General features: G+C 58.6%; 24 protein-coding genes. 13 read left to right on the forward strand and 11 right to left on the reverse strand.

The window, feature by feature from the left end:
• Positions 1 to 5 precede the first annotated feature (5 nt).
• The 8 genes from DWA01_RS19060 to DWA01_RS19095 all read right to left on the reverse strand — a co-directional run bounded on the left by DWA01_RS19060 (position 6) and on the right by DWA01_RS19095 (position 9,105).
• Positions 6 to 845 (reverse strand): amino acid ABC transporter permease, encoded by an 840-nt coding sequence (locus tag DWA01_RS19060; protein ID WP_200832618.1) that lies wholly within the window; start codon positions 843 to 845, stop codon positions 6 to 8.
• A 12-nt stretch (positions 846 to 857) separates the two neighbouring features.
• Positions 858 to 1,604, reverse strand: a complete 747-nt coding sequence (locus DWA01_RS19065; RefSeq protein ID WP_114287396.1) for an amino acid ABC transporter permease — start codon at positions 1,602 to 1,604, stop codon at positions 858 to 860.
• An 89-nt stretch (positions 1,605 to 1,693) separates the two neighbouring features.
• Positions 1,694 to 2,506: a transporter substrate-binding domain-containing protein gene (locus DWA01_RS19070; RefSeq protein ID WP_235008621.1), complete on the reverse strand. Its 813-nt coding sequence runs from the start codon at positions 2,504 to 2,506 to the stop codon at positions 1,694 to 1,696.
• A 123-nt stretch (positions 2,507 to 2,629) separates the two neighbouring features.
• On the reverse strand, positions 2,630 to 3,988 hold the full coding sequence (locus DWA01_RS19075; protein ID WP_114287397.1) for an MmgE/PrpD family protein: 1,359 nt from the start codon (positions 3,986 to 3,988) through the stop codon (positions 2,630 to 2,632).
• A complete protein-coding gene (locus tag DWA01_RS19080) occupies positions 3,988 to 4,578 on the reverse strand; it encodes a sarcosine oxidase subunit gamma (RefSeq protein WP_160116080.1) in 591 nt (196 codons plus the stop codon). Before DWA01_RS19080 ends, DWA01_RS19075 begins: the two co-directional genes overlap by 1 nt.
• Complete coding sequence (locus DWA01_RS19085) at positions 4,571 to 7,576, reverse strand: sarcosine oxidase subunit alpha family protein (protein WP_114287399.1); 3,006 nt, start codon at positions 7,574 to 7,576, stop codon at positions 4,571 to 4,573. Before DWA01_RS19085 ends, DWA01_RS19080 begins: the two co-directional genes overlap by 8 nt.
• Positions 7,576 to 7,839 (reverse strand): sarcosine oxidase subunit delta, encoded by a 264-nt coding sequence (locus tag DWA01_RS19090; RefSeq protein ID WP_114287400.1) that lies wholly within the window; start codon positions 7,837 to 7,839, stop codon positions 7,576 to 7,578. Before DWA01_RS19090 ends, DWA01_RS19085 begins: the two co-directional genes overlap by 1 nt.
• A 9-nt stretch (positions 7,840 to 7,848) precedes the next feature.
• Entirely contained in the window at positions 7,849 to 9,105 is a 1,257-nt protein-coding gene (locus DWA01_RS19095; protein WP_114287401.1) for a sarcosine oxidase subunit beta family protein, read from the reverse strand.
• 148 nt (positions 9,106 to 9,253) lie between these two features.
• Here DWA01_RS19095 and DWA01_RS19100 point away from each other — a divergent pair, with 148 nt between their 5' ends.
• Complete coding sequence (locus DWA01_RS19100) at positions 9,254 to 10,099, forward strand: MurR/RpiR family transcriptional regulator (protein ID WP_114287402.1); 846 nt, start codon at positions 9,254 to 9,256, stop codon at positions 10,097 to 10,099.
• A gap of 142 nt (positions 10,100 to 10,241) precedes the next feature.
• Here DWA01_RS19100 and DWA01_RS19105 read toward each other — a convergent pair whose 3' ends face one another.
• Both DWA01_RS19105 and DWA01_RS19110 read right to left on the reverse strand, forming a co-directional pair.
• Positions 10,242 to 11,024, reverse strand: a complete 783-nt coding sequence (locus DWA01_RS19105; protein ID WP_114287403.1) for a glycerophosphodiester phosphodiesterase family protein — start codon at positions 11,022 to 11,024, stop codon at positions 10,242 to 10,244.
• A gap of 299 nt (positions 11,025 to 11,323) precedes the next feature.
• On the reverse strand, positions 11,324 to 11,743 hold the full coding sequence (locus DWA01_RS19110; RefSeq protein ID WP_114287421.1) for a MerR family transcriptional regulator: 420 nt from the start codon (positions 11,741 to 11,743) through the stop codon (positions 11,324 to 11,326).
• A 74-nt stretch (positions 11,744 to 11,817) separates the two neighbouring features.
• On the opposite strand from DWA01_RS19110, the gene DWA01_RS19115 reads away from it, so the two are divergent.
• The 4 genes from DWA01_RS19115 to merA are packed head-to-tail and all read left to right on the forward strand — an operon-like array spanning position 11,818 to position 14,186.
• Positions 11,818 to 12,222, forward strand: a complete 405-nt coding sequence (locus DWA01_RS19115; RefSeq protein WP_114287404.1) for a mercuric transporter MerT family protein — start codon at positions 11,818 to 11,820, stop codon at positions 12,220 to 12,222.
• A gap of 11 nt (positions 12,223 to 12,233) precedes the next feature.
• Positions 12,234 to 12,530 carry a mercury resistance system periplasmic binding protein MerP gene (gene merP, locus DWA01_RS19120; protein WP_114287405.1) on the forward strand — a complete coding sequence of 99 codons (297 nt, stop codon included), beginning with the start codon at positions 12,234 to 12,236 and terminating at the stop codon, positions 12,528 to 12,530.
• Positions 12,527 to 12,739, forward strand: coding sequence for a mercury resistance system transport protein MerF (gene merF, locus DWA01_RS19125; protein ID WP_114287406.1), 213 nt, complete (start codon positions 12,527 to 12,529; stop codon positions 12,737 to 12,739). The genes merP and merF overlap by 4 nt, the downstream gene beginning before the upstream one ends.
• Positions 12,740 to 12,755: 16 nt before the next feature.
• Positions 12,756 to 14,186 (forward strand): mercury(II) reductase, encoded by a 1,431-nt coding sequence (gene merA / locus DWA01_RS19130; protein WP_114287407.1) that lies wholly within the window; start codon positions 12,756 to 12,758, stop codon positions 14,184 to 14,186.
• Between the two features lie 539 nt (positions 14,187 to 14,725).
• On the opposite strand, the gene DWA01_RS19135 is transcribed toward merA, so the two are convergent.
• Positions 14,726 to 16,357: a hypothetical protein gene (locus DWA01_RS19135; RefSeq protein ID WP_114287408.1), complete on the reverse strand. Its 1,632-nt coding sequence runs from the start codon at positions 16,355 to 16,357 to the stop codon at positions 14,726 to 14,728.
• 202 nt (positions 16,358 to 16,559) lie between these two features.
• Here DWA01_RS19135 and DWA01_RS19140 point away from each other — a divergent pair, with 202 nt between their 5' ends.
• The 8 genes from DWA01_RS19140 to DWA01_RS19175 are packed head-to-tail and all read left to right on the forward strand — an operon-like array spanning position 16,560 to position 23,972.
• Complete coding sequence (locus DWA01_RS19140) at positions 16,560 to 16,847, forward strand: hypothetical protein (RefSeq protein WP_114287409.1); 288 nt, start codon at positions 16,560 to 16,562, stop codon at positions 16,845 to 16,847.
• Positions 16,844 to 17,209, forward strand: a complete 366-nt coding sequence (locus DWA01_RS19145; protein WP_114287410.1) for a response regulator — start codon at positions 16,844 to 16,846, stop codon at positions 17,207 to 17,209. The genes DWA01_RS19140 and DWA01_RS19145 overlap by 4 nt, the downstream gene beginning before the upstream one ends.
• 28 nt (positions 17,210 to 17,237) lie before the next feature.
• Complete coding sequence (locus DWA01_RS19150; RefSeq protein WP_114287411.1) at positions 17,238 to 19,217, forward strand: chemotaxis protein CheA; 1,980 nt, start codon at positions 17,238 to 17,240, stop codon at positions 19,215 to 19,217.
• Positions 19,218 to 19,228: 11 nt separating this feature from the next.
• A complete protein-coding gene (locus tag DWA01_RS19155) occupies positions 19,229 to 19,738 on the forward strand; it encodes a chemotaxis protein CheW (RefSeq protein WP_114287412.1) in 510 nt (169 codons plus the stop codon).
• A 28-nt stretch (positions 19,739 to 19,766) separates the two neighbouring features.
• The gene (locus DWA01_RS19160; RefSeq protein WP_114287413.1) at positions 19,767 to 21,542 is read left to right on the forward strand and encodes a methyl-accepting chemotaxis protein; all 1,776 of its coding nucleotides are present in this window, start codon (positions 19,767 to 19,769) and stop codon (positions 21,540 to 21,542) included.
• On the forward strand, positions 21,532 to 22,059 hold the full coding sequence (locus DWA01_RS19165; protein WP_114287414.1) for a chemotaxis protein CheW: 528 nt from the start codon (positions 21,532 to 21,534) through the stop codon (positions 22,057 to 22,059). The genes DWA01_RS19160 and DWA01_RS19165 overlap by 11 nt, the downstream gene beginning before the upstream one ends.
• Positions 22,060 to 22,062: 3 nt before the next feature.
• Entirely contained in the window at positions 22,063 to 22,911 is an 849-nt protein-coding gene (locus DWA01_RS19170; protein WP_114287415.1) for a CheR family methyltransferase, read from the forward strand.
• On the forward strand, positions 22,908 to 23,972 hold the full coding sequence (locus tag DWA01_RS19175; RefSeq protein ID WP_114287416.1) for a protein-glutamate methylesterase/protein-glutamine glutaminase: 1,065 nt from the start codon (positions 22,908 to 22,910) through the stop codon (positions 23,970 to 23,972). Before DWA01_RS19170 ends, DWA01_RS19175 begins: the two co-directional genes overlap by 4 nt.
• Positions 23,973 to 24,247: the final 275 nt, after the last annotated feature.

Here is a 24,247-nt window from a genome sequence, read left to right on the forward strand (position 1 = left end):
ATCCTTTAGGTTTTAACTGCAAACTTCTTCTCCAGACGGAGAGTCAGTCGCGCAATGGGGTAACAATAGATGAAGAACATAAGCAGCACGGTCGAGTAGATCGGCAGCAGCAGATCGGTGCGCCCGCCTTCGGCCGCCAGCACCTGACCGGTCAGGGTCATCACTTCGGAGACCCCCACGATCGAGGCCAGAACAGTTGCCATGGTCAGGATGGAATACAGGTTCATCCATGGCGGCAGCATGCGTTTCACACATTGCGGCAGGATGATGCGCCACAGCACCTGAGTGCGTGTAAACGCAAGGCTTTCCGCCGCTTCCCACTGGCCGCTGGGCAGCGATACAACCGCGCCGCGCACGATCTCAGACACATTGGCCATCACCGGCAAAGACAGGCCGATAATCGCTTTCAGATAGTCGGGCAGCGGGATGATTATGCCGCCGATGCGCAGCTCAAACGGCAGCAGGAACATGGCAAAGAACAACAGCACCAGCCAGGGGGCGTTGCGGAAAAACTGGGTCACAAACCAGGAGGTCTTGCGCACCCAGCTGCTCAGCGAGATCTGCCCGAGACCAAGCGCCGCCCCGGCCAGGGTTCCGATCGCCATGGCGCTGATCGAAATGACCACATTAAAGATGAAGCCTTTCAGCAGCAGCGGCATCCATCGTGCCAGCGCGGTAAATACCGAATCTCTGGCACCGTCCGCCTGAGCGAAGGCCGGGATTGAAACCAGGACAACAAAGGCCGCCAGCGCAGCCCCGTGCCAGGCTTTGAGTCGGATCGGGTCAGTGGCGCGCGCACGTGGCGCCATCATCACCGGCATGATTTTAGGATTGGTTTTGTTCATATTCATATCCCCTCAAGCCCCGAAACCAGGAATTTTCAAAGCCCGCTCCCAACGGTTCATGCCCCAGACGAGCACACCGACAAGAACAAAATAGACCAGCAGCATGAACACCATCATCTCGGTCACATTCACGTTGTCGGACCAGATCTGATTGGCCTCATAAAGCATTTCCGGCACCGCAATTGCGTAGGCCAGGGTGGTGGTTTTCACGAGATTCACAAGGTTGTTGTTGAGCGCAGGCAACGCCACCCGGATTGCCAGAGGCAGGGTGATGTCCTTGTAAATGTGAAACCGGGAAAAGCCGAGCGCTTCGGCGGCCTCTACAGTGGAATCGGGAACCGCTTCCAGACCGGAGCGGAAAATCTCCACATTGTAAGCACCGGCAAAGAATGACAGTGAAATCACCGCCCAGGCAAAGCCGCCGAGGATGGGTTCCTGCCCGCCCCAGTCATTGGTGACCTTTGGCAGCATGGTGCCAATGGCAAAATAGAAGAAATACAGCTGCACCAGGGGTGGCGTATTGCGAAACAGCTGGATGTAGCCGTTGACGATGCGGCGGGTCCATTTCAGCGGCGAGTTTTGCAGCCAGGCCCCAGCCATACCGATGATCACCGAGAGGACCAGACACAGAACCGACAATTTCACTGTCATGAAAAAGCCGGAAATCATCCGGCCCCGGTCGTAACTGTCGTAAATAAATGGAAGATTAATCCCGGTATTGTCGTAGAGCAGACGAAACCACTCGTAGATTGCTTCCATTTTGCTTCCCCTTGCGATCGTTTTTGGTCAGTCGGACTATAAAGCGGCGGGCACAGTATATGTTCCCGCCGCTCCAAAGTTACTTCAGGTTACTGGTATTTGGCATTCATTGCGGTCGCAAACGGTGTGTTCTCGACACCCCATTTGGTTTCCAGCTCCAGAATGCGGCCAGATTTGTGCCACTCAACGATCATTTCAGACATCAGCGTGTTGAAACCTTCTTCCCCAAGTTTCACAGCCAGACCCCATGGTGCGTCATCAATGGTCGGCAGCGGCATTTCGTAGTCTGACCACTGTGGCTGAGCGAGGCTGGCGATGATGGAGGAGTCATCATACACAAACCCCACACAGTTGCCGGCCTGCAAAGCCGCATACGCTTCGGCGGTGCCTTTGAATGCTACGATATTCGCGCCAAAATCCCGGCCGGTTTTCTTGTTGTAGAACGCGCCCTGGATGCCACAAACAGGCTTGCCGCGCAGGTCTTCCCAGGCTGTAAAGCCGAACGATTTCGCCGCCAGGATATTGGTGCCAGAGGAATAGTAGTTAGGGTCCACAATCGAAACCACTTTGCGACGGTCAGGTTTGTCGGTCATGGTTGCGATCATCAGGTCAACTTTGCCCTGCTCAAGGAACTGCATCCGGTTGGAGCTGACCACGGGGATGAATTCGACCGCAACACCAAGCTTGTCAGCCACGTCCTGCGCCAGATCGGGCTCGATACCAATGATCGCACCGGAGGTATCGCGGAAACCGTAAGGTTTATAATCGGCTTTAACGCCAACCCGCAGCACGCCGCGCTCTTTGATGTCGTCAAGAACATCGGCCTGGGCCGGAACCGCGGCGAATGCAAATGCACCCAGGGCGACAGCGGTCGTCAGACCTTTCAGAAATTTGTTGATCATTTAGTTTCTCCTTGTTGAAACCGCCTGTTGTTGGGTTGATGGCGGAAATTTTTTTTGGGTTCATTAAGCAGTTTGTTCGAGTGTCACAAGCCTGTTACAAACCGAGTAGAGCATTGGTAAGTTTTATTTACCCTCCCCGTTGATTGCAAACAAATTGCCTGCCAGTTGTAAAATGTTATCCTGGTCTAAATCAAAGGCTTGACCATGAATTTCCGCAAATTTCAGACAGTTCCGAAACTTCGCTGAGAAGTCCACATCAGTCAATTTTCGATGGGGCATACCATAAGCTTCGCCACAAAATCCGCTTCGCCGGGAGCCGTCTTGAAGAATAATTATCGCCCGGGCGCTCTCAGGAAAGCGCGCGCGCATATCCTCGGCAGACAGATCGTCAGCCACAGAAATCTGTATTTTTTGTACCACAGATTGATGCAGTGCGGAATTTAATGTCTCTGCCGTCAGATCCGCCAGGCGTACGGCGCCATATCTGACTGCGCAGGCAGCGGCAAATGGCAGGCTGAACTGGGCTTCTGAGGGTGTCTGAGGATTGTCATGCACCAGGCTGATACGCACAAGCTCCGGGATTTCAAACCGGATGGCATTGATGTCTTCCGGTTTGATGCCCGCCTCAAATGTCAGCTCCGCAATCAGGTCAATCGCCGCTTGTGCAGCGGAGCAGACCGGATAACGTTTGACCAGCAGGCCGGGATCCACCAGCCGCCAGCGCTGCCCCAATGTTTCGATTTCGCTGATCTGTTCCACGCCGTTGTTCAACAGTTTAAGAAAGCCGGTGGCGCCGTGGAAACTGTTGGTCGGGGCCGACAGGCCGCTTTTGGCAAAACGGGCAAATGTGATTGCGCGCTGCGCCGTCTCCCCGCAGAGAAACGGTTTCGCGCAGGTGCCAAAAACCGATTTGGCGCCACCTGCCGCGCTTGCGGCCAGACCGATCGCCTGGGCGGTCTCGTCCTCATCGCAGCCTTGCAGAAAGGCGGTCGCCGCGGTGGCGCCGATCAGACCAAAGGTAGAGGTGCTCCACCAGCCTTCGAAATAATGTTGATGGGTACAGATATCGGCCAGCACATAGGCAATTTCCGAGCCGATGATAAACGCGGTGCGCACGTCCTCGTCGCTGGAGCCAAGCTCTTGCGCCATGGCGGCGACCGCCGGGAAAACCACCGCCGATCCATGCATGATACCGGTGTAGCTGGTATCATCAAAATCCCAGACATGCGCGGCGCTGCCGTTGATCAGCGCTGCGGTTTCTGCTGTGGATGTGCCGCCCGTCACCAGGCTGCAGACGCCCGTGCCCAGTGGCCAGCCGGCCGCCAGTTTGCGAATGTCGCCATGAGCGCCACCGGCGACAGTGACCGCCAGCGTGTCCAGCATCGCCCGGCGCGCGGTGGCCTGGACCGGCGCCGGTATGTCGGCGCTACGGAGCCCGCAGGCCCAGCGGGCAAAATGGAAGGCGATACCGCGCGGGTCCATCACGCGGCCTCCAGCACGTCATAGCCAAACGGCGCCGCATTCAGACCGATAAACTGCCAGAGTCCCCGGGCAAAAGTGACCGGCACCATGAGTTCAAACCGCGTTGCGGATGTGCGGTGGATCAGAACGCCGATGTGATGGATACCGGTTTGCACGAATGATCCGATTGGCATGGCGTTGAGGCGGAAATCGATCGGGGCGAGCTGCGCCATCAGCCCTTCAGCGTTGCGACCTTCCACATTGATCTGCAAGCGTGCATGGCTCAGGTCCAGCACCGCGAGTTCCGCATTGGCGCCCGCAATTTCCAAGACGTCACCAGCGGAGGCCCCGGTGATCAGCACCCGGTCCGGTGCAGTGCGGAACAGGGTTGCGTCGCCGCTCTGACGGCTGCAGCAGAAATCACCGGCATCACTGAAACCGAGCGTTTTCAGCGCCGGCTTAACGGCAGTTTCAAACCCGTCCCAGCCGGCAATCTGAACCAGGCCTGACAGCGGCGCGTCTGAAAGGGTGATGCCAGGCCCGGCATCAAAAGACGCGCCAAAGCGGCCAGGAGTACGCACGGCAGCAAGGGGGGATTGGATATCAGGCATTTTGGCGCTCCCCGGCAGGGTCATAGAAATGGGACGACACGATTTTTGCGCTCAGGGTCTGGTTTTCCAGATGATTGACCACCTGGACCTCCTCGCCGGTGCGGGATTTGCCACTCTGAACCAGAGCCAGCGCGATATACTTGCCCAGCGCCGGTGACCAGGTGGTGGAAGACACCCAGCCTTCGCCGTGGCCTTTGGCAGCCACGCCTTTGGCATAGATCAGAGATCCCGATTTGGCGCCCTGGGCACTGCCAAGTTCCAGCCCGACCAGGGTGGGGCGCGACGCTTCTGTCAGCACTTCACGCCCGCGCAGGACCGATCCGACAAACGGTTTTTTGGAGGAGGCAAACCCGTTCAGACCGAGGTCATTCAAGGTGGTGCGTCCTTCGATTTCCGGCCCGGCCACGTGGCCTTTTTCGATGCGCAATGCGCCCATCGCCTCGGTGCCATAGGGTTTCAGATTGAACGGGGTGCCGGCGGCATGCAGCGCGTTCCAGACCTGCTGGGCATAACCCGAGGCCACATAGACCTCATAGGCAAGTTCGCCGGAATAGCTCATCCGGTGGATGCGCACAGGGATGCCGTTGATCACCGCGTTCACAAAGTGGTTGTTGGGCATCGCTTCGCGGCTGAGATCGGCGCCGCTGACAACCGATTGTAGCAGATCGCGCGCTTTGGGACCGGCGACGGCAAAAGCGGCCCATTGGTCAGTGACGGTGGTGACATGCACTTTCATGTCTTTCCACGCCGTCTGCAGCAGATGTTCGGCAAAGGCCAGAACCCGGGCGGCATTGGCGGTGGTGGTGGACATGAAATAGTCGTTTTCACCAAGACAGGCGGTGGCGCCGTCATCCATCACATAGCCGTCTTCGCGCAGCATCACGCCATAGCGCAACCGCCCGCTTTTCAGGCTCTTCCAGCCGTTGATATAGACACGGTTCAGGAATTCAGCCGCGTCCGGTCCCTGCACTGCGATTTTTCCCAGCGTGGAAACGTCAACGATGCCAACATGCTGGCGCACATGCGCCGCTTCGCGCCGGTAAGCCTCTGACAGGGTTTCGCTGCCGTCCGGGTAATACCAGGGCCGCATCCAGGCGCCGGCCTCGGTCATTTTGGCACCCTGCGCCAGGTGCCAGTCATGGATTGGCGAATAGCGTGTTGCGGTGAAATGAAGGCCGTGTTCGTGGCCCACCAGGGCACCGATTGCTACCGGAGTATAGGGTGGTCTGAAGGTGGTGGTCCCGGTCTGGGGAATGGTTTTGCCGCTAAGTTCCGCCATACGCGCCAAGGCGATAATGTTGGAGGTCTTGCCCTGGTCGGTCGCCATGCCGGAGGTGGTATAGCGTTTCAGATGCTCGACCGAGACATAGCCTTCGCGATGGGCCTGATCGATGTCGGTCAGTTTCACGTCATGCTGGATATCGACAAAGGCTTTGCCAAGCGTCTTGCCTTTGGCGTCTGTAACGGACCAGACCGGCAGAATGTCGTCCGCCCAGCCGGTATCAAACGGCAGTGCCGGCGCGGCAGGAACCGATGTGTCCACGGCGTCCAGCGACAGGTCCGCCAGTGCCGCCTGCGCGGCGGTGACACCCGACGCGATGCGGTCCGCCAGAGTTTGCGCCGCCACCATGCGACCGGCACATTTCACTGTTTCGCGCCCGAGCTCCGCAGGGATGAATGAACCCGAATTATCGTCAAAGACCGGCTTTTTGAAGCGCTGGCTCCAGAGATGCACCACCGGCGACCAGCCACCGGACAGGCCGATGACATCACAAGTCACCTTCTGCGCAGCGCCAGTTGCCCGTCCAGCTGCATCCACGGGCACGATCAGCGCCGCGTTCACTTTGCGCCGGCCAATGGCTTTGATCACCAGTTTGCCCGTCAACAGCGTGACCCCGGCCGCAAGCAGTGGGTCTGAAAGTTCGGCGGGCAGTGTTGGCCTTGCATCACAAAGCGTGACATCCGCGCCGGCGCGCGCCAGATGAAGCGCCACCTGGGCCGCGCTGTTGTTGTTGCTGCTCAGCACGATGCGCTGCCCGGGCAAGACGCCAAAGCGGTTCACATATGTCTGCACCGCCCCGGCCAACATCACGCCTGGCAAGTCGTTGTTAGCAAAGACCAGCGGGCGCTCAATGGCACCGGTGGCCAGCACCGCTTGTTTGCTGCGCACCAGCCAGTAGCGCTGGCGCGGCTGATCGTTTTCAGGCGCCAGAAGGTGATCGCTGACATTCTCAATCAGACCGTAGACATCTTCGTCATAGGCGCCAAAGGCCGTTGTGCGGGTCAGAATGCGGACATTGGTCAGGCTTTTCAACTCCAGGAGCACGTCTTCGAGCCAGTCATCAGAGGCTTCGCCCACCGGCTGGGACAGCAGCGAACCACCCGGTTCAAAATCCTGATCTACCAGTATTACGTCGGCCCCGGCCCGTCCTGCGGTCAGCGCCGCGCTCAGCCCGGAGGCGCCACCCCCGACCACCAGCAGATCGCAAAACGCGTTGAGCTTGTCGTAATTATCGGGGTCGTTGATTTTCACCGCACGCCCCATGCCAGCAGCTTTGCGGATGAAGCTTTCGCAGAACATCCAGTAACGGGTGCCTTTGAACGGGCCGATGAAGGTTTTGTAGTAGAATCCTGCGCTCAGGAACGGTGACAGCAAACCAATGCCGGCGCTGGCATCAAAACGCACGTCCGGCCAGGAATTCTGGGCGAACGATTCCAGCCCGTCAAACACCTGGGTGGTGGTGGCGCGGGCATTGGGTTCATGCCGGGCGCCGGTGCGCAGATGCACCAGCGCATTGGGATCCTCAGAGCCTGCCGCATAAACGCCGCGGGCGCGATGATATTTGAAACCACGTGCCACGATCATTTCGCCAGACGCAATCAGCGCCGAGGCAAGTGTATCGCCCGGATGCGCCTGCAGTTTGCGCCCGTCAAAACGCACATTCAGGGTCTTGCGGCGGTCGATCCGCCCCCCCTGTTTCAACCGTTGACCAGCCATCAGCAGGCCTCCTTTGCCAGATGGCACTCGCCGACCTCATGGGTCAGCGTATTGCGTTCCATCACCAGCCATTGGCGGCACCCCTGCACGTGGTGCCAGTATTCGGTGTGCGGGCCGCGCGGATTGTCCCGGTTGAACACATAATCAAGCCAGAGCTGCGCCCGGGTCTCATCCATCGCTGGGCGCACCACGGTGGCGTCGCCGCCATAGGTGAATTCGGTTTCATCGCGGGTCCCGCAGACGGGACAGTTGATCCTCAGCATGTCATTTCCTCAATGCGCGTTCGGTTTCGGGCCGACACCCTTTTCGTCAATCTGATAACCCCGCTCAAAGCGGTTCAGCGTGAATTCGGCATTGTCCGGATGGGGCTCATCTTTGGCGATGGTCCAGGCGAAACACCAGCCCGCCGCTGGAGTGGCTTTGAAGCCGCCGTAACACCAGCCGCCGTTGAGATAGAGCCCGTCGACCGAGGTCTTGGTGATGAAGGGCGAGCCGTCCATAGACATGTCCATAACGCCCGCCCAGTGGCGCAGCAGCTTAAGGCGGGACAGCGACGGCATCAGCGCCTTGGCGCTGGCCAGCGTATGTTCGACGATCGGCAGGCCACCGCGCTGCGCATAGGAATTATAGCCGTCCAGATCGCCGCCCAGCACGAGGCCGCCCTTGTCTGACTGGCTGATATAGAAATGCGCCGCGCCAAAGGAGATCACCGGATCGACCATCGGTTTCAGCGGCTCGGTAACATAGGCCTGCAGCGCGTGGGTTTCGATTGGCAGCCGCAGCCCGGCCATATCGGCCAGATGGCCGGTGTGCCCCGCCACCGCGAGGCCCACTTTGCCAGCCCGGATCTCGCCTTTGGTGGTCTGGACACCGGTGATTTTACCCTTGTCCCAGATGTAGCCAGTGACTTCGCATTGTTGGATGATATCGACGCCAAGCCGGTCAGCGCCCCGCGCATAACCCCAGGCCACCGCGTCATGGCGGGCGGTGCCGGCACGGGACTGAAAAATGGCGCCATGGATCGGGAAGCGCGCAGTTGCCGAATAGTCCAGATAGGGCAAACGGCGTTTGACTTCGGCACGGTCAAACAAATCCGCGTCAATGCCATTGGCGCGCATGATGTTGCCACGGCGCCGCGCCGCATCCATCTGGGCCGGGGAATGGCACAGGTTATACTGGCCGCGCTGGGAAATCATCACATTGTAGTTGAGATCCTGGCTGAGATTTTCCCACAGCTTCATCGAGCGCTCATAGAACATCGTATTGCCGGGCATCATGTAGTTTGAGCGCACGATAGTGGTATTGCGCCCGGTGTTGCCGCCACCGAGCCAGCCTTTTTCGATCACCGCGATATTGCGGATGCCGTGTTCTTTGGCGAGGTAATAGGCCGTCGCCAACCCGTGCCCGCCGCCGCCAACTATAACCACGTCGTATTTCGGTTTTGGCGCCGGATCGCGCCAGGCGCGCTGCCAGTTCTGATTGCCTTTCAGTGCATTCAGAAAAACCGATAAGGCCGAATAATGTGACATCTGACTGGACGTCCTCCAAGAGATTCTTTCGAGGCAAAATGTATCATATGCTATTTTTTGTCAAAAGATATTTCATGTGCTACTTTATTCCGAGCTGGAATTTATCACCCGGTTTGTTATCACTCACGCCATTGAGATGGGGAATTGAATGTCGGACATCAAACAACGGCTGACTATGGCACTGCCGGACTTGCCCAAAAAGCTGGCGCATGCCGCGCGCTATGCGCTTGATAATCCACAATGCATTGCCTTTGATTCCATGCGCACGGTCGCGACCGCCTGTGGTGTGGCCTCGCCTACCATGCTGCGGCTGGCTCGGGCTCTGGACTTTGAAAGCTACGAGGATTTTCGGGGTGAATTTCAGCAAAGCGTCGCCTCCCGGGGCTTTGCCGACCGCGCCGCCGCCTTGCGGGATGTCTCCAGCACCAAGGGAAAAAGCACGGTTTCTGAACGCATTGCCCAGGCCGCTGAGGATAATATCGCCCTGACCATGCAAAGTCTTGACGCGACGGCGGTGGAGTATTTTGCCCAGAGCGTCAAAAATGCCGAGCGCACTTTCATTCTCGGCTCAGGTTCGATGCACTGGATGGCGGCTTTGATGGAATCAACCGGCCAGATGGCCATCCGCGGCCTGCGCACGGATCATTCCGGCAGTGCCACCCTGGTTGAAACCATTTCCTCAATTACGGAAAACGACACCATCCTGGTGCTGGCCTTCGCGCCCTACGCCAAAGAAACGGTGCATTCTGCATCCTATGCCAAATCACGTGGGGCAAAGGTGTTTGCCATCACGGACAAAGCCAGCTCACCGCTGGCGGAACATGCCGAGAAGGTCTTCATTGCCCCCACAGACAGCCCGCATTATTTTCCGTCGGTGGTCTCGGTGACCCTGATGATTGAAATATTACTGTCCGCTGCGGTAGCGGCGTCAGATACGCTGGACCGGATCAAACAGAGAGAACGGATCCGGCGCGACAGCGGCGCTTATATGTGACGGCCCGGGTGCCATTGTGCAGCCCGCCCCGTTTACCCTGCCCGCCCTGTTGTCGCACGGCCCTTCTGCCGCCCCGTCTGGTGAAGAACAAGACCAACGCTAAAAAAGGCGCGGCGGAAGCCATGCCTGCCCAGATGTAAAGTCAACCAGGGCGTGGCCTGCCGGCCGTGGCCATTGTCGGGCTGTTGGCAAACAGAAGCGGGTCATCGGTCAGCACCTGCTGCACCCCCGCCTCCAGCAACTGACGCGCCCGCAGCGGATCATTCACCGTCGCCACCCCGAATTCTACCGAGGAGGTCGCGATGGTCTCCAACGCCTCTGCATCAACGAAGGCGTCATTCACATGAATAATCTGTACCCCGGCTTCTGCGGCCAGTTGATCGGGATTGCGCGGCACACAGGCCAGCGCCAGCGCCAGCGGCATTTTGGGCATTCTTTCCCGCACCCGGCGCAGACAGCGTTCAGAAAAGCCGGAGATAAAAATTTTGGAGGCCGTGTCTGCCGGCCAATGGGCTTCCAGTTCATCACAGACCAGATCCACCAACTCGTGCTCATGGCCTTTGGTTTCTTTCAGCTCCAGCTGAAGATTGAGCCCAAGGTCGCAAATCGTGCCGATGAATTCCCGCAGTGTCGGCACCTGCAGCCCGGAAAATTCCGGCGCCATCCAGGAGCCGTAGTCGAGCTTGCGGATGGTGGCCAGGTCATTGAGCGCCACAAAACCGCTGCCGTTGCTCGTCCGGTCCAGCTCCATATCATGGAACATCACCAGATGGTTGTCGGCGGTGGCCTGCACATCGGTTTCGATCCAGAACACCCCCATCTCTGCAGCCGCTTTCACGGATTCAAGAGAATTTTCCGGCCAGTATTTCGACGCGCCGCGATGGGCGATCAAACCTGTTTGAACAAGGGGCGAAGACACTGTCATGGTCGTTGATTCCTGAATTCGGACTGACGCAGCAATACTACTTATCTCGTGACAAAACAGCTGAAATTAGCAACGGCAACGGACCTTCATCTGTTGCGGCCAGGTCGCTTTCCGGACGCAAGCGCTATAATCTTTCAACTCAGGCCGGCAAAAGCACCGTCGTGATCCTGGCGTTGAAACCGTCCATAAATTCCGGCCCCGGACTATCGCACCAGACATTGGGTGCAGGCCGTCGGGCGGGGCCGCTGACCATTTGTGGCCGCGAGGCGTCGCTCCAGAAAAAGCACCGCGCCGCACCTTCAGCCCGGCTCGAACAGAGTGTCCAGAATCGGGCATTCCGGCACATCGCCCCGGCTGCATTCGGCCGCCATTCCGGACAGTGCCCGTTCCAGTTTTTTCAAGTTGGCGATTTTTTCTTTCACTGAAGCAAGGTGGCCGATGGTCATTTCATGGACCTCTCCGCAGGTGAAATCCTTGCGGTCGGCCATTTCGAGCAGGGCTCGAATCTCCCCAAGGCTAAAGCCGAGCTCCCGGGAGCGACGGACAAAATGCAGCCGTTTCAACTGGTCATGATTGTATTGCCTGTTGCCACCAGCAGTGCGGTCAGGCGCAGGCATCACGCCAATGCGCTCATAATAGCGGATGGTCTCAATATTCACGCCGGTTCGTTTTGACATCTGGCCGATCGCATAGCCGCGCGTTTCCGTTAAGGTGCCCATCAAAAATACCTCTTGCATCTATAGTCGCTACAGATCGTATCTTAGTCTGAGATACGAAAAACGCGAGCATTTAAATGAGTGAGACAACCCCGTCATCCGGCCTGCAGCCGGACAGTGAAAGTAAAAAAACCAGGCTGGTGGCCGCCGGCGGCATTCTGGGCGCTCTTGGCGCTTCTGCCTGCTGTGTGGTGCCGCTGGTCCTGTTCAGCCTGGGCATCTCCGGCGCATGGATTGGCACTCTGACGGCGCTTTCGCCCTACAAGCCGGTATTCATCACCATCACGCTCGGTTTTCTTGGCTACGGGTTCTGGCTTGTCTACCGCGCACCGCGACCATGTGCTGACGGGGCGGCCTGCGCCCGCCCGCTGCCCGGCCGGCTGGTGAAGACCGCGCTCTGGGTCTCGACCTTCCTGATCCTGCTGGCGACGTTCTGGACCTGGATCGCGCCTGTACTGGCGCCAATTCTTCTGAACCTGTGAAAGGCTCTTATATGAAACACAAACTCTCAGCGCTGGCCCTGCTGGCGGCAGTCGTCGCCACCCCGGCGCTCGCGGCCGAGCAAACCATCAGACTGTCGGTGCCGGGCATGAGTTGCCCCAGCTGCCCCTTTATCATCCAGGCGGCCATCGGCGATGTTGACGGCGTGCGCAGTGTCGCGGTCAGTTTTGAAACCCGCAGCGCCGTGGTGGTCTTTGATGATGACATCACCACATCACGGGCGATCACCTCTTCGACGCTGTTTGTGGGCTACCCCTCGCAAGTCATCGAGAGTGGCGTGGGCTCATGAACGACAAAAAACTTTTAAAGACCGGCCTGATCGGCACGGCGGTGATGTCGGTCTGTTGTTTTACGCCGCTACTCGTCGTGATGTTTGGCCTCGCCGGTCTGACTGCTTTTGTCGGTTATCTTGATCCGGTGCTGTTGCCTGCACTCGGCGTGTTTATCCTTATGACTATTGTTGCCCTGATCCGCCGCAAGCGGCGCAGTCAGACCTGAATACGGACTTTTGAAAATGCCAGAACAATCAACCACCTCGACACTTCCAACCGAATTCGATGTCGCTGTTATCGGCGCCGGCTCAGCGGGGTTTTCCGCAGCGATCACGGCGGCGGATGCGGGCGCGAAAGTCGCTCTGATCGGCTACGGCACCATTGGCGGCACCTGCGTCAATGTGGGCTGCGTGCCCTCCAAAGCGATGATCCGGGCGGTGGAACCGCTGCATGTATCGCGTGCTGCTGAGCGTTTTGATGGCATCACAGCCAGCGCCAGTGTCACCGACTGGAAGGCGCTCGTGCGCCAGAAACAGGCACTGGTGGATGATCTGCGTCAGGCAAAATATCTCGATGTTCTGCCGAATTATGATGCGGTCTCTTACCTGGAAGGCAAAGCACAGTTTAAGGCCGACGGTACGCTGATGGTCGGTGACATGCAGATCGCCGCCACCAAAATCATCATTGCCACCGGATCGCGGCCGCATGTTCCCGATATAGACGGGCTGTCCGGGGTTGCATGGCTGGACAGCACCTCGGCGCTGGAGCTGGTGGAGTTGCCGGAGTCTTTGATGGTGATGGGAGGGGGCTATATCGGCGTTGAACTGGCGCAGATGTTCGCGCGGGCCGGATGCAAAGTCACCATTGTTACCCGCCGTGGTTTGTTGCCGGATGCCGAGCCCGAAATCAGTGAGGCTCTGCGTGGCTATTTTGCCGGGGAAGGCATCACCGTGCTGAGCGGTCTCAGCTACGATAGCCTGCGCGAAGCTGACGGCCAGGTGACGCTGAGCGCCGGGTATCAGGGACAGAGCATTGAGATCTCCGCACAAAACCTGCTGCTGGCAACCGGTCGGGTGCCAAACACCGAAGGCCTGGCGCTGGAGATGGCTGGGATTGCGACCGACGCCACCGGTGCGGTAATGGTGGATGCGATGATGCGCAGCAGCCGCGATGGCGTTTACGCGGCCGGCGACGTCACCGGACGGGACCAGTTTGTCTATATGGCCGCCTATGGCGCAAAACTGGCCGCCAAAAACGCCATGAACGGGGATACATTACCCTATGACAATGCGGCGATGCCCGGTGTGGTGTTTTCCGATCCTCAGGTCGCCAGCGTCGGACTTACAGAAGCCGCCGCCAGGGCCCGGGGTTTTGATGCGGCCACCTCGGTGCTGGGGCTGGAACATGTGCCACGGGCGCTGGCCGCCCGCGACACGCGCGGTCTGATCAAACTGGTGGCAGAGCGCGGCAGCAAGAAACTTCTGGGGGCGCATATCCTTGCCCCGGAAGGTGCGGATTCGATCCAGACTGCGGCGATGGCGATCAGCGCCGGCCTGACTTATGAGCAGCTGGGCGACATGATCTTTCCCTATCTGACCACGGTTGAAGGGCTAAAATTGGCAGCACAGACCTTTGAAAAGGACGTTTCAAAACTGTCCTGCTGCGCCGGTTAGGCGCCATACGCAGACCCGGGCCTGGGGCGCAAGACGTGCCGGGATGCGTAAACGCGCTGCAACAAGCCGGTGTCAAAGCCGGCTTGTTGTCTTAAGGGGGAGCCGAAAGTGGCCGTTTCACCCCAGTTCAATCGCGCGTCAGGAGAGTAAAAACCCTGGCGCGGCGGGGCGCGGGAACCGGATTTGTGCCACTTGCACAAGACCAGAGCGGAACCATCGAAAATGGAGCAGATCCGGGGATACGGGCCGCGTGGCGCCGGCTGGTGTGACAATACCCGCAGATTCTGCTCACAGTTCCTGACCAAAAAACGAATCAGCGTTTCAATGTCACTCAGCTCGCTCCTAAGGTGTCCTGCCGATATTGACGGTGTAATTTTTCGGAGAAAGATCGCGCCCACAGCAGGCCCGCGAAGCGTCCAGGGCCAAGCTCACACCGGTCGTTCTCCCAGGAGCTTCCACGCTGCAGACCGGAGTGACTGGCCATGTTCTCCGGGCAGTTTCAGCCAGCGGGATCACGCCAGCCGGGTCAGTTTCTGCAATTACATCAGGAAATCCAAAAGGTCGTCATCCAGTTCCGGAGCCTCTGCCACCAGACCGCCGCCATCGCCAAACAGCATCAGATGCAAAGCGCGTTCGGGTTCGGTGGTGTAGAACCCTGTGATCCACTGCACAGATCCGGCGGCAATACCCGTAGTATCGAAGCTTCCGAGTGTGCTCATCAGGCGTTCCAGATCCAGCTCCATTTTTTTGCTGTCCTCGATGGTCTGATGCGCGGCATGACAGGCTTCCAGAAGCGCACCAGCGCCCTCAGACAGGTATTGCCGCGCCTGGCGCAGCTCAAAGGTCAGAGATTGCGCCTGCTCCTGCTGGGCTTTGGCCATGTTCAGTTCACCGGCAAGTTGCCTGATCTTTTCCTCCATCCCGGACCGGTCGACCCGGGACAGCGAATCACTGACAACACACAGCACCGATGCGCCATCTGTCATTTGCCGTCCACATTGCAAGCCAACGCTCTGGACCTCGGCGGCCAAAGCATAAGAAACACTGTTCGTTCCCGATGAAGAACGCGACGCAAGCAGCGCACCGTTAAGGGCTGCGCAGTTCAACGACCGGACCAGAGGAACGAATTTGGAAATGATTTCATTCGCTTGCGCCATTGCGGTTTGCGCATCATCTATTTGCCGGAACGCGAACAACATCTCACCGCGCGAGGCTTCGATCACCATCCGGTTCAGCGCCACAGCTGATGCGTTTGCCTGTAACCAGGCCCCAAGCCCGTCATTGGCGTCATTTTCGGACAATAAGCGGACCGCGTGTTCCGTCGCGGTCAGCAGCGCCTCCAGCGCGGCGACGGACCCGTGCCGTTCTGCGCGGGTGTCCTCGTTCAGCGCTTTGACCTGTTGCGCCGCCACCGCCAGCACCTCTGCGGTTGAGGAGCCGGCGTGTGCGCCGGCATCATCGATGAACCGTTTGGTATTTTGCAGCCGCTGCACAAATGCATCCGCGAACTGAAGCCGCGGAATGAGCTGTGAAATCTGTTCTGCAGTGCTGCGCGAGACCTCACGGGCCTCCTGGCCCAGGGCCTGCATATGGGTGTCGCGCGCGCGCTGCAGCGCGTCGGCGTTCTCCCGTTCACCGGCGACCTCCGTGACCTGCTGTGTCAGGCTTTGAGCCGTGGCCTGCAGCGCCTGATCCGCCTCGCGGATCTTGCCCTGGACCGGCCCCACCCGTTCTATCGCTGCTGCGGTTGTGTTGTCGAGGATACTGACGATGTTCAGGAGATCGTTGACAAATGCGGTTGACTGCTCTGTGTGTTGCGACGGCAAGGACGCTTCGATTTTGATCATCATTGCGATGAACTCGAGCTCTTTCATGTGCCGTTTGGCGTATCTGAGATGTTCAGAAAGTTTATGGGTGTCCAGCTCTTCCAACGTGCTGGCCGAGAGTTGTGCCGACCGGGAGGCACTGGCCAGCAATCCCGCCGTTTCAGACTGAGAGTCTGTATTCTCGAACTGCCCCAACAGCCCGTGCAAACTGTCTGAAGCGGACGTGATTAATTCGGAGGCACCGCGCACCGAGCGCAGGCGCGACAAAATGCTCGCAGACTTCGCAACCGCAAATTCAATAGCCCCATCAACCTGGAGCCCAATGTCCGTTGTCTCGTAAACCATCTCACTACCCACACCATATAATACAACGTCTGCTTGTATCTTGACAGCCCTAACAAATCTGAAAATTGCCCCGGTACGCCGCACAAATTCTAGCAACACATTTAGTCAAATTCGGTATTTACTTTTACAAGCCCCAAATAGGCGCAACTAAATGTTGATGCTTTGCGTTTTATAAAAACCACACCAACTGATGGAGGTTCGATTGACCCAGAGTGATTTTGATACCCCGGCTTTTCATGTTTCCGCTGACCTGCGGCCAGGAGATGCGCACGCTGTGCGTGTGGATCTGGCAGAATGGCTTGCAGCGCAGACGTCCACCGCAACTGTCGAGCTGGGGCCGGAGTCATCCAGGCCGTCGGTCTCGGCTCTTCAGCTACTTCTTGCGGCGCGCCGCCGCACAAGTGGCCCCACTCCCGATTTAGGGGAGATCGCGACAGCGGCTCTCACCGATCTCGCGGACACCGGGCTGAAGGAGTGGGAAGCACAATGACCAAGACCGTACTTAGTGTAGATGATTCTCCCAGTATCCGGGAAATGATGGCCTTCGCGCTGGAGCCGCACGGCTACACCGTGGTGCAGGCCGAGGATGGAAATGACGGGCTTCGCCAGATGAGCGCCAATAATATCGACCTGGTGATCACCGATCTGAACATGCCCAATATGAACGGAATCGAAATGACCCGCGCCATTCGCGCCGATACCCGTTTTGATGGTGTGCCGATCGTTCTGCTGACCACCGAAGGGCAGCGGGAAAAGATGATCGAAGGTAAAGCTGCCGGCGCAGCGGGGTGGATCGTCAAACCGTTCGATGAACAGAAAATCTGCTCCATTGTGAAAAAAATGATCGGATAGAATTGTAAAATTAGTGATCGGATAGAGTATGAGTAGCCCAAAAAGTACATTTATCCAGGAAGCCAACGATCTCCTCCAGATGCTTGAGGAAGTGTTGCTTGAACTGGAAACCGCCCCGGAAAGCCCCGGGCAGATCGACGCCGCATTTCGCGCCCTCCATACACTCAAAGGCTCAGGTGGCATGTTCGGCTTTGGCGAGCTGGCGGCGTTCAGCCACCATTTTGAAGACGCCTTTGACCAGCTGCGGGAAGGCCGGGCCACAGTGTCGCCCGAGCTGATCGCCGTCTCTCTGGATTCGCGGGATCATCTGGCCGCCCTGCTGGCGCTCGGCCCCGACGAAGAGGCCGATGAAGACACCCGCATAATCGGCGACGCCCTGCTGGCGCGGTTGCGCAAACTGATGGACACCCCCGCAGATGTCTCCGACACCTTTGCCGGGCAGCCCCCGGCCCCCGACGCAGCATCGGCAGAGCCGGTTGTACCGCGCCGCTGGTCAATCTCGTTCTCAGCCGAACCCTCCGCGCTCAAGAACGGCTTCCGCCCGGAATTGCTTTGGGATGAGCTGGCTCTGCTGGGATCGCTGCGCCTGACCTGCCTCGGAGACAATGTTCCGGAGCTTGAAATCCTCGATCCGGGCGAATGTTACCTCAGATGGGAAATGGAGCTGGAAACCAGCGTTTCACGGGAGCGCATCGAGGATGTGTTCATTTTCTCCATGGATGCCGAGATCGAGATCAAAGCCCTGGATCCGGTCGAGGCCGGAGTTGCATCGGAGCCCGACCAGGATCCGGATTCGCCGGCGGAAACTGCCACGGTGACAGAAAATGGCCCGGTGGCCGCACCGAAATCTGAATCAGTGCGGGTCCAGGCGGACCGGCTGGACGATCTGATGGACCAGTTGGGCGAACTTGTGATCGCTCAGGCGCGGCTGAAAAGCATTTGCGAAAAATTTGACGATCCCCGGCTTGAAAGCACCGTAGAAGAAATCGAGGCGCTGGTCACCGGCCTGCGTGATACGACACTTTCGATCCGCATGTTGCCCGTCTCCAGGGTGTTTGGCAAATTCCGCCGCGTGATCCGGGACCTGTCCCTTGAACTGGAAAAACCTGCCCAGTTGATTACCGAAGGCGGCGATACCGAAGTCGACAAGAACATCATCGACAGCCTGACCGAACCGCTGGTGCACATGATCCGCAATTCGCTTGATCACGGGGTTGAGGATGTGGCGGCGCGTGAGGCCAGTGGCAAACCCGCCACCGCAACCGTCCGGCTCTCCGCCTGCCAGTCGGGCGGCGAAGTGCTGATCTCTATTTCTGACGATGGCGCCGGGCTGAATGCCGAGGCGATCCGGGAGCGCGCCGTTGAGCGCGGGCTGATTGCCGCGGATCAGTACATCAGCACCGAGGCGCTGTACCAGCTTATATTTGAGCCGGGCTTTTCCACCGCCAAAAACCTGTCCAGCGTGTCCGGGCGCGGCGTCGGCATGGATGCGGTCCGCCGTGTTGTCGACGATCTGCGTGGCACGATCGATGTGAAATCGGTGGCCGGGCAAGGCACCAAAGTGACCCTGCGCCTGCCGCTGACGCTCGCCATCATTGACGGGTTGCTGGTGGAGGTTGATGGCGACAAATTTGTCATTCCCCTGTCCAGTGTCGAAGAATGTGTCGAACTTCCTGACATCGAAACGGCGCGCGACGACGGGCGGACAATCCTGCGGATCCGCGATCAGCTGGTCTCTTATCTCAGCCTGGACAAGCTGTTTGGATATAACATCAGCACCCGGTCACACCGGCGCGTCGCCATCGTCAATGCCGACGGGCAGCGCATCGGACTGGTGGTGGATGATGTACTGGGCCAGTTGCAAACGGTGATCAAACCGCTGAGCCCCTTTCATCACATGGTTGAAGAACTGGCCGGCGCCACCATTCTCGGGGACGGTTCAATCGCCTTAATTCTCGACGTCAACGCCCTGGTGCGCCGCGCCACCACCGTCATGATTGCAGCCTGAGGAACAGTGCTATGCCCCAATCAACACAAACTGTCGCCAGCGCCGGTGCCAAAGTACATCAGCTGACCCCGGCGAAATCCGAAACCGAAACCTTGTTAATATTCAAGCTTTCAGAACAGACATTCGGCATCGAAGTCGAGCGGGTGTCGGAAATTATGGACCCGCAGAATACCGCACGGGTGCCCAATGCCGATCCGCTGGCGCCGACGCTGATCAATGTGCGCGGCTCAATTGTGCCGGTGCTGGATCTGCGCAACCGGCTCGGCATGAAGCCGGCACCGCAGAAACACACCAGCCGCATGCTGGTGATAGACATCACCCTGAACGACGAGCCCTGCAAGCTCGCCGTGATGGTGGATGAAGTTGAAGACGTCATCGAGGCGGTTACCGAAGACCTGGTCTCCGTCCCCGAACTGGGCATTCGCTGGCCCGCGGACTGTTTCCGCGGCGTTTCAAAACGCCAGGATAAACTTGTGATCCTGCTGGAGGCCAGCAACGTATTTGCCCTGCCGACCCATTAACGATTAACACCTTACCGGAGTAGAAATAATGTCATTTGGAACACTTTCTATCGGTCGTAAATTCGGCCTCACCTTCACCTCCCTTGTGCTTATATCCGTCATAATGTCCGCTGTTTCGTTTCTCAGCCTGAACGAAATCAAAAATCAGGACGAATGGACGACCAAGACCTATGAAATCCTGGAAGCTACGGATGAGATGCTTGCGTCTGTTGTAAACCAGGAAACAGGAATGCGCGGGTTTCTGATTTCGGGAGAGGACGAGTTCCTGGAACCCTTTATTGAAGGTCAAGCCGCCTTTCAGGAACACATGGAATTCCTGATGACAGCCACCATTGATGATCTCCCACAACAGGAATTGCTCAGGCGTCTGAGTGCAACGGAAGAAAAATGGCGCACCACAGTTGCTGACGTACAGATCGGCCTGATGCGCAGTTTCGCCACCCGGGAACAGGCACGGGAATCTGAAAGTTCTGGTGCCGGCAAGAAATACATGGATTCGTTCCGCGCACTTACAGGCGAGTTTTATGAAGAGGAGGCTAACCTTCTGGCCATCCACAGCGTCGCCAAGGATAATGCAAAAGGCCTGGCCAATCTGGTGATCTTTGGCGGCTCCTCTGCCCTTGTGCTCTTTGCGATTGTGGTTGGCTGGTTGCTGACCCGCAGCATCAGCCAGGGCTTGACCCAGGCGGTAACAATTGTGCGGGAAGTCGCCCGGGGCAACCTGGAGCTGAATGCGAAGTCCGACCGCGGTGATGAGATCGGCACCCTGCTCAATGCCATGGATACGATGGTAAATGACTTGCAGGATATGAGCGCTGCCGCCGAACAGATCGCCGATGGCGACCTGAGCAATGATGTCCGGGAGCGGTCCGTGGATGACCGTCTGGCACTGGCGCTTAACGCGATGCTGGTCAAGCTGCGCGACGTCATCACCAACGCAACCAACAGCGCCAATAATGTCGCAGAGGCTGCCGATTCAATGAGCGGCACGTCTGAAGCGCTCAGCTCCGGTGCCAGCAGCCAGGCGGCCGCCGCCGAAGAGGCCTCCGCCTCGATCGAAGAAATGACCGCCAATATCAGCCAGACTGCGGACAACGCCGGTCAGACCGAGAAGATTGCGACCAAATCTGCCGCCGACGCCAAAGCAAGCGGTGACGCCGTCGAAAAGGCTGTGACTGCAATGAAAACGATCGCCGATAAGATCAATATCATTCAGGAAATTGCCCGCCAGACCGATCTGCTGGCGCTGAATGCTGCGGTGGAAGCCGCCCGTGCCGGTGCACATGGCAAAGGCTTTGCGGTAGTCGCTTCAGAAGTGCGCAAGCTTGCGGAACGCAGTCAGACCGCAGCCGCCGAAATCAGCCAGCTGTCTGGTGAGACGGTTGACGCCTCAAGCGAGGCCGGCCGGATGCTCGAATCCCTGGTGCCCAACATTCAGCATACCGCTGATCTGGTGCAGGAAATCAGCGCCGCCACCCGCGAACAGAACGTCGGGGCAGAACAGATCAACCAGGCCATCCGGGAACTTGACCGGGTGATCCAGCGCAACGCCTCTGCGGCACAGCAATCGGCCACAACCAGCCACGAACTTGCGGGTCAGGCCACTGAATTGCAGGAGGTGATCAGCTACTTCCGCGTCGCTGACAGCGACCGCCCTGCACCGGCGCATGCCCGGCGCCCGGCACCACGCGCGCCTGCTGCAGCCAGCGCACCGCGCAAGCCTGTAAAGGTCGGCAAAGGAGTCGAGCTGGATATGACTTCTGAGGACGAACTGGACAAGGAGTTTGAGCGCTATGCTAGCTGACAGCGTTCTTGAAGCGGCCGCCCCAAACCCTGGGGCGGCCACCGATGCGGACATACCGGACGATGCTGCCGCCTATCTGACTTTCGACCTGGATGGTCAGATATTTGCGGTTGCAGTCCAGTGTGTGCGTGAAATCCTTGACACTCAACCGATCACCCGCCTGCCCAATTCGGCCCATGACTTTCTGGGCGTGATCGACGTACGCGGGGCCAGTGTGCCGATTGTCGACCTGACTGCACATCTGGGCATCGGCAGCGCAACAGAAGGGCAGGACACCCGGGTGATCGTCTTTGAATTTGAGCGGCCCGATGCGGATCCGCGCCCACTGGGCATTCTGGCTGAGCGCGTCCGGGACGTCTGCCGGCTCCGGTTGGAAGACTTTGAAAAAGCCCCGGAAATCTCCGATGGCGGCATCCGGAACGACCTCGTCCTCGGCCTGTACCGACTCGACGGCGCATTGATTGTCGTTGTCGATCTGGCCCGTGCCTTCGCGGACGCGCCCGTGGAACTTTGCTGATCGATGCAGCGCGCACACCTGTATCAGGAGAACGTTCTGCCGCAGCTGCGCCCGGACCAGGTCCCGGCGCTGGCTGCGGTGGCGTTTCAGGCCGCCGGAATCCGGCTCGATGCGAGCAAACTGGATTTCTTACAAGCCCGTCTGTTTCAGCGTGTGCTGGACAGTAAGGCATTTACGTTTCGCGCCTATATCGACCTGGTGGAAGGGGATGAAGAGGAACGCCAGACTTTTGTGGAATCGCTGACAGTGCATACGACCAGCTTTTTCCGTGAAGCGGCGCAATACGACTGGCTGCTCAGCACCGGCTTGCCCGAAATGACGCAGAGCGGCAGCAATATTGTATTCTGGAGCGCCGCCTGCTCCACCGGACAGGAGGGCTGGACAAGTCTGATGGTTGCCGAAGCCTATCGCCGTGAGACCGGTCGGAATTTCAACTGCCGGCTGATCGGAACTGACATTTCGAAATCCGTGCTCAAAAAGGCAGAGCGGGCGATCTACCAGCAGCAAGATGTGGACAACATCGCCGCTAATATTCGCGCCACCTATTTTTTGCGCGCCCGCAACCAGGACGGGCGCTACAGAATTGTCACTGCCCTGCGCCGCAGCGCTGAGTGGCGCTGGGGAAATCTCGCGACCGGCAAAGGGATGGCGGGCATACAGGCCAATGTCGCGTTTTTGCGTAACGTGTTGATTTATTTCGACTCCGCGACCAGAGACCGGGTCGTGGACCGGGTGGTCCGGGGCATTCGCCCTGGCGGATATCTGTTGACCGGCCACAGCGAAACCGGGTTCAAACACGCTGAACTTGTCGCGGTGGCGCCCTCAATTTATCAGAAGGAGGGAAGAGCATGAAGAAAGCGAAAAAACGGGTTCTGATCGTGGACGACAGCGCTGCCGTGCGGCAGGTCCTGACCGAGATCATCAACGCCGATAATCGTATGGAAGTCATGGCCACGGCGGGCGATCCCTTCCAGGCCACCGAACGCATCGCCCGCGAAGTGCCGGATGTGATCGTCCTTGATGTTGAAATGCCCCGGATGGACGGGCTGACATTCCTGCGCCGCCTCATGGCGCAACGGCCGATCCCGGTGGTGATCTGCTCCACCCTGGTCGGCGCCGGCACCCAGATGCTCGACGCTGTGGTCACCTCCGGCGCAGTGGATGTCATCGCCAAACCGGCGCTCGGCACCCGGCAGAAGCTGATCGACACAAGGATGCAGATCCAGGATACGATCGTCGCCGCCTCGCACGCTTGTCTGGACCGGCGCAAAACATTTCGAACGCGCGAAAATCTTTCGGCAGATGTTGTTTTGCCGGCATCGTCCCGACATGCGATGCTGAAGACGACCGATAAGGTCGTCCTCATCGGGGCATCGACCGGCGGCACAGAAGCATTGTGCAGGGTGCTTGAAAGCCTGCCGGACTATTCCCCGCCCATCGTGGTTGTGCAGCATATGCCCGAGGCGTTCACCTCTGCTTTTGCGCAACGGCTGAACGGTCTGTGCAAGATCACTGTCAAGGAAGCCAGGAACAACGACCGGGTTATGCGCGGCCATGCGCTGATCGCGCCGGGCGGTCGTCACACCCTGCTGACCCGCAGCGGCGCCAATTACCGGGTTGAGGTGCGTGATGCGCCGCTGGTAAACCGCCATCGCCCCTCGGTGGATGTGCTGTTTCGTTCCGCCGCCCAGGTCGCCGGTACAAATGCAGTTGGCATCATCATGACCGGCATGGGCAACGATGGCGCCCATGGGCTTAAAGAAATGCGCGATGCCGGGGCCGTCACTTATGGGCAATGCAAGGATAGCTGTGTCGTTTACGGGATGCCAGCGGAGGCCAAAAAATTGGGCGCCGTCGGGAAAGAGATTGATCTGTCCCAAATAGCAGGGACCATTGCCTCTCTGATTGAGTGAACTTTCTGTCCTTCCGGGGATCGACTTGATGGCAGTCGGCTGTATCTCCTTTTAAGTGCAGCGGTTTCTGGCATAAATCAGCGCCGGCGAGCAGATCGCACCAGCAGCCGTCAAAGCGATCTGGTTTCAATTTTGTGCGCGCAGCGTCGTCTGAAGTGGTCTCAAAGCAATTGTCTCCGCCGGCAAAAATTCTGATGCGTTGGCTGCGCGCTCTGTCCCGGGCTTCCCGCCTTCCCGCCTTCCCGCCTGAACGAGAAAGCGGGTAAGTGGGCAAG

It is taken from the genome of Candidatus Halocynthiibacter alkanivorans, from assembly GCF_003333265.1.
GTDB classification, from domain to species: domain Bacteria; phylum Pseudomonadota; class Alphaproteobacteria; order Rhodobacterales; family Rhodobacteraceae; genus Halocyntiibacter_A; species Halocyntiibacter_A alkanivorans.

What these genes read in the sequence shown, in the direction of transcription:
- DWA01_RS19060 (WP_200832618.1), bottom strand. Translation starts at nt 845, where the DNA reads ATGAACAAAACCAATCCTAAAATCATGCCGGTGATGATGGCGCCACGT.
- DWA01_RS19065 (WP_114287396.1), bottom strand. Translation starts at nt 1,604, where the DNA reads ATGGAAGCAATCTACGAGTGGTTTCGTCTGCTCTACGACAATACCGGG.
- DWA01_RS19070 (WP_235008621.1), bottom strand. Translation starts at nt 2,506, where the DNA reads ATGATCAACAAATTTCTGAAAGGTCTGACGACCGCTGTCGCCCTGGGT.
- DWA01_RS19075 (WP_114287397.1), bottom strand. Translation starts at nt 3,988, where the DNA reads ATGGACCCGCGCGGTATCGCCTTCCATTTTGCCCGCTGGGCCTGCGGG.
- DWA01_RS19080 (WP_160116080.1), bottom strand. Translation starts at nt 4,578, where the DNA reads ATGCCTGATATCCAATCCCCCCTTGCTGCCGTGCGTACTCCTGGCCGC.
- DWA01_RS19085 (WP_114287399.1), bottom strand. Translation starts at nt 7,576, where the DNA reads ATGGCTGGTCAACGGTTGAAACAGGGGGGGCGGATCGACCGCCGCAAG.
- DWA01_RS19090 (WP_114287400.1), bottom strand. Translation starts at nt 7,839, where the DNA reads ATGCTGAGGATCAACTGTCCCGTCTGCGGGACCCGCGATGAAACCGAA.
- DWA01_RS19095 (WP_114287401.1), bottom strand. Translation starts at nt 9,105, where the DNA reads ATGTCACATTATTCGGCCTTATCGGTTTTTCTGAATGCACTGAAAGGC.
- DWA01_RS19100 (WP_114287402.1), top strand. Translation starts at nt 9,254, where the DNA reads ATGTCGGACATCAAACAACGGCTGACTATGGCACTGCCGGACTTGCCC.
- DWA01_RS19105 (WP_114287403.1), bottom strand. Translation starts at nt 11,024, where the DNA reads ATGACAGTGTCTTCGCCCCTTGTTCAAACAGGTTTGATCGCCCATCGC.
- DWA01_RS19110 (WP_114287421.1), bottom strand. Translation starts at nt 11,743, where the DNA reads ATGGGCACCTTAACGGAAACGCGCGGCTATGCGATCGGCCAGATGTCA.
- DWA01_RS19115 (WP_114287404.1), top strand. Translation starts at nt 11,818, where the DNA reads ATGAGTGAGACAACCCCGTCATCCGGCCTGCAGCCGGACAGTGAAAGT.
- merP (WP_114287405.1), top strand. Translation starts at nt 12,234, where the DNA reads ATGAAACACAAACTCTCAGCGCTGGCCCTGCTGGCGGCAGTCGTCGCC.
- merF (WP_114287406.1), top strand. Translation starts at nt 12,527, where the DNA reads ATGAACGACAAAAAACTTTTAAAGACCGGCCTGATCGGCACGGCGGTG.
- merA (WP_114287407.1), top strand. Translation starts at nt 12,756, where the DNA reads ATGCCAGAACAATCAACCACCTCGACACTTCCAACCGAATTCGATGTC.
- DWA01_RS19135 (WP_114287408.1), bottom strand. Translation starts at nt 16,357, where the DNA reads ATGGTTTACGAGACAACGGACATTGGGCTCCAGGTTGATGGGGCTATT.
- DWA01_RS19145 (WP_114287410.1), top strand. Translation starts at nt 16,844, where the DNA reads ATGACCAAGACCGTACTTAGTGTAGATGATTCTCCCAGTATCCGGGAA.
- DWA01_RS19150 (WP_114287411.1), top strand. Translation starts at nt 17,238, where the DNA reads ATGAGTAGCCCAAAAAGTACATTTATCCAGGAAGCCAACGATCTCCTC.
- DWA01_RS19155 (WP_114287412.1), top strand. Translation starts at nt 19,229, where the DNA reads ATGCCCCAATCAACACAAACTGTCGCCAGCGCCGGTGCCAAAGTACAT.
- DWA01_RS19160 (WP_114287413.1), top strand. Translation starts at nt 19,767, where the DNA reads ATGTCATTTGGAACACTTTCTATCGGTCGTAAATTCGGCCTCACCTTC.
- DWA01_RS19165 (WP_114287414.1), top strand. Translation starts at nt 21,532, where the DNA reads ATGCTAGCTGACAGCGTTCTTGAAGCGGCCGCCCCAAACCCTGGGGCG.
- DWA01_RS19170 (WP_114287415.1), top strand. Translation starts at nt 22,063, where the DNA reads ATGCAGCGCGCACACCTGTATCAGGAGAACGTTCTGCCGCAGCTGCGC.
- DWA01_RS19175 (WP_114287416.1), top strand. Translation starts at nt 22,908, where the DNA reads ATGAAGAAAGCGAAAAAACGGGTTCTGATCGTGGACGACAGCGCTGCC.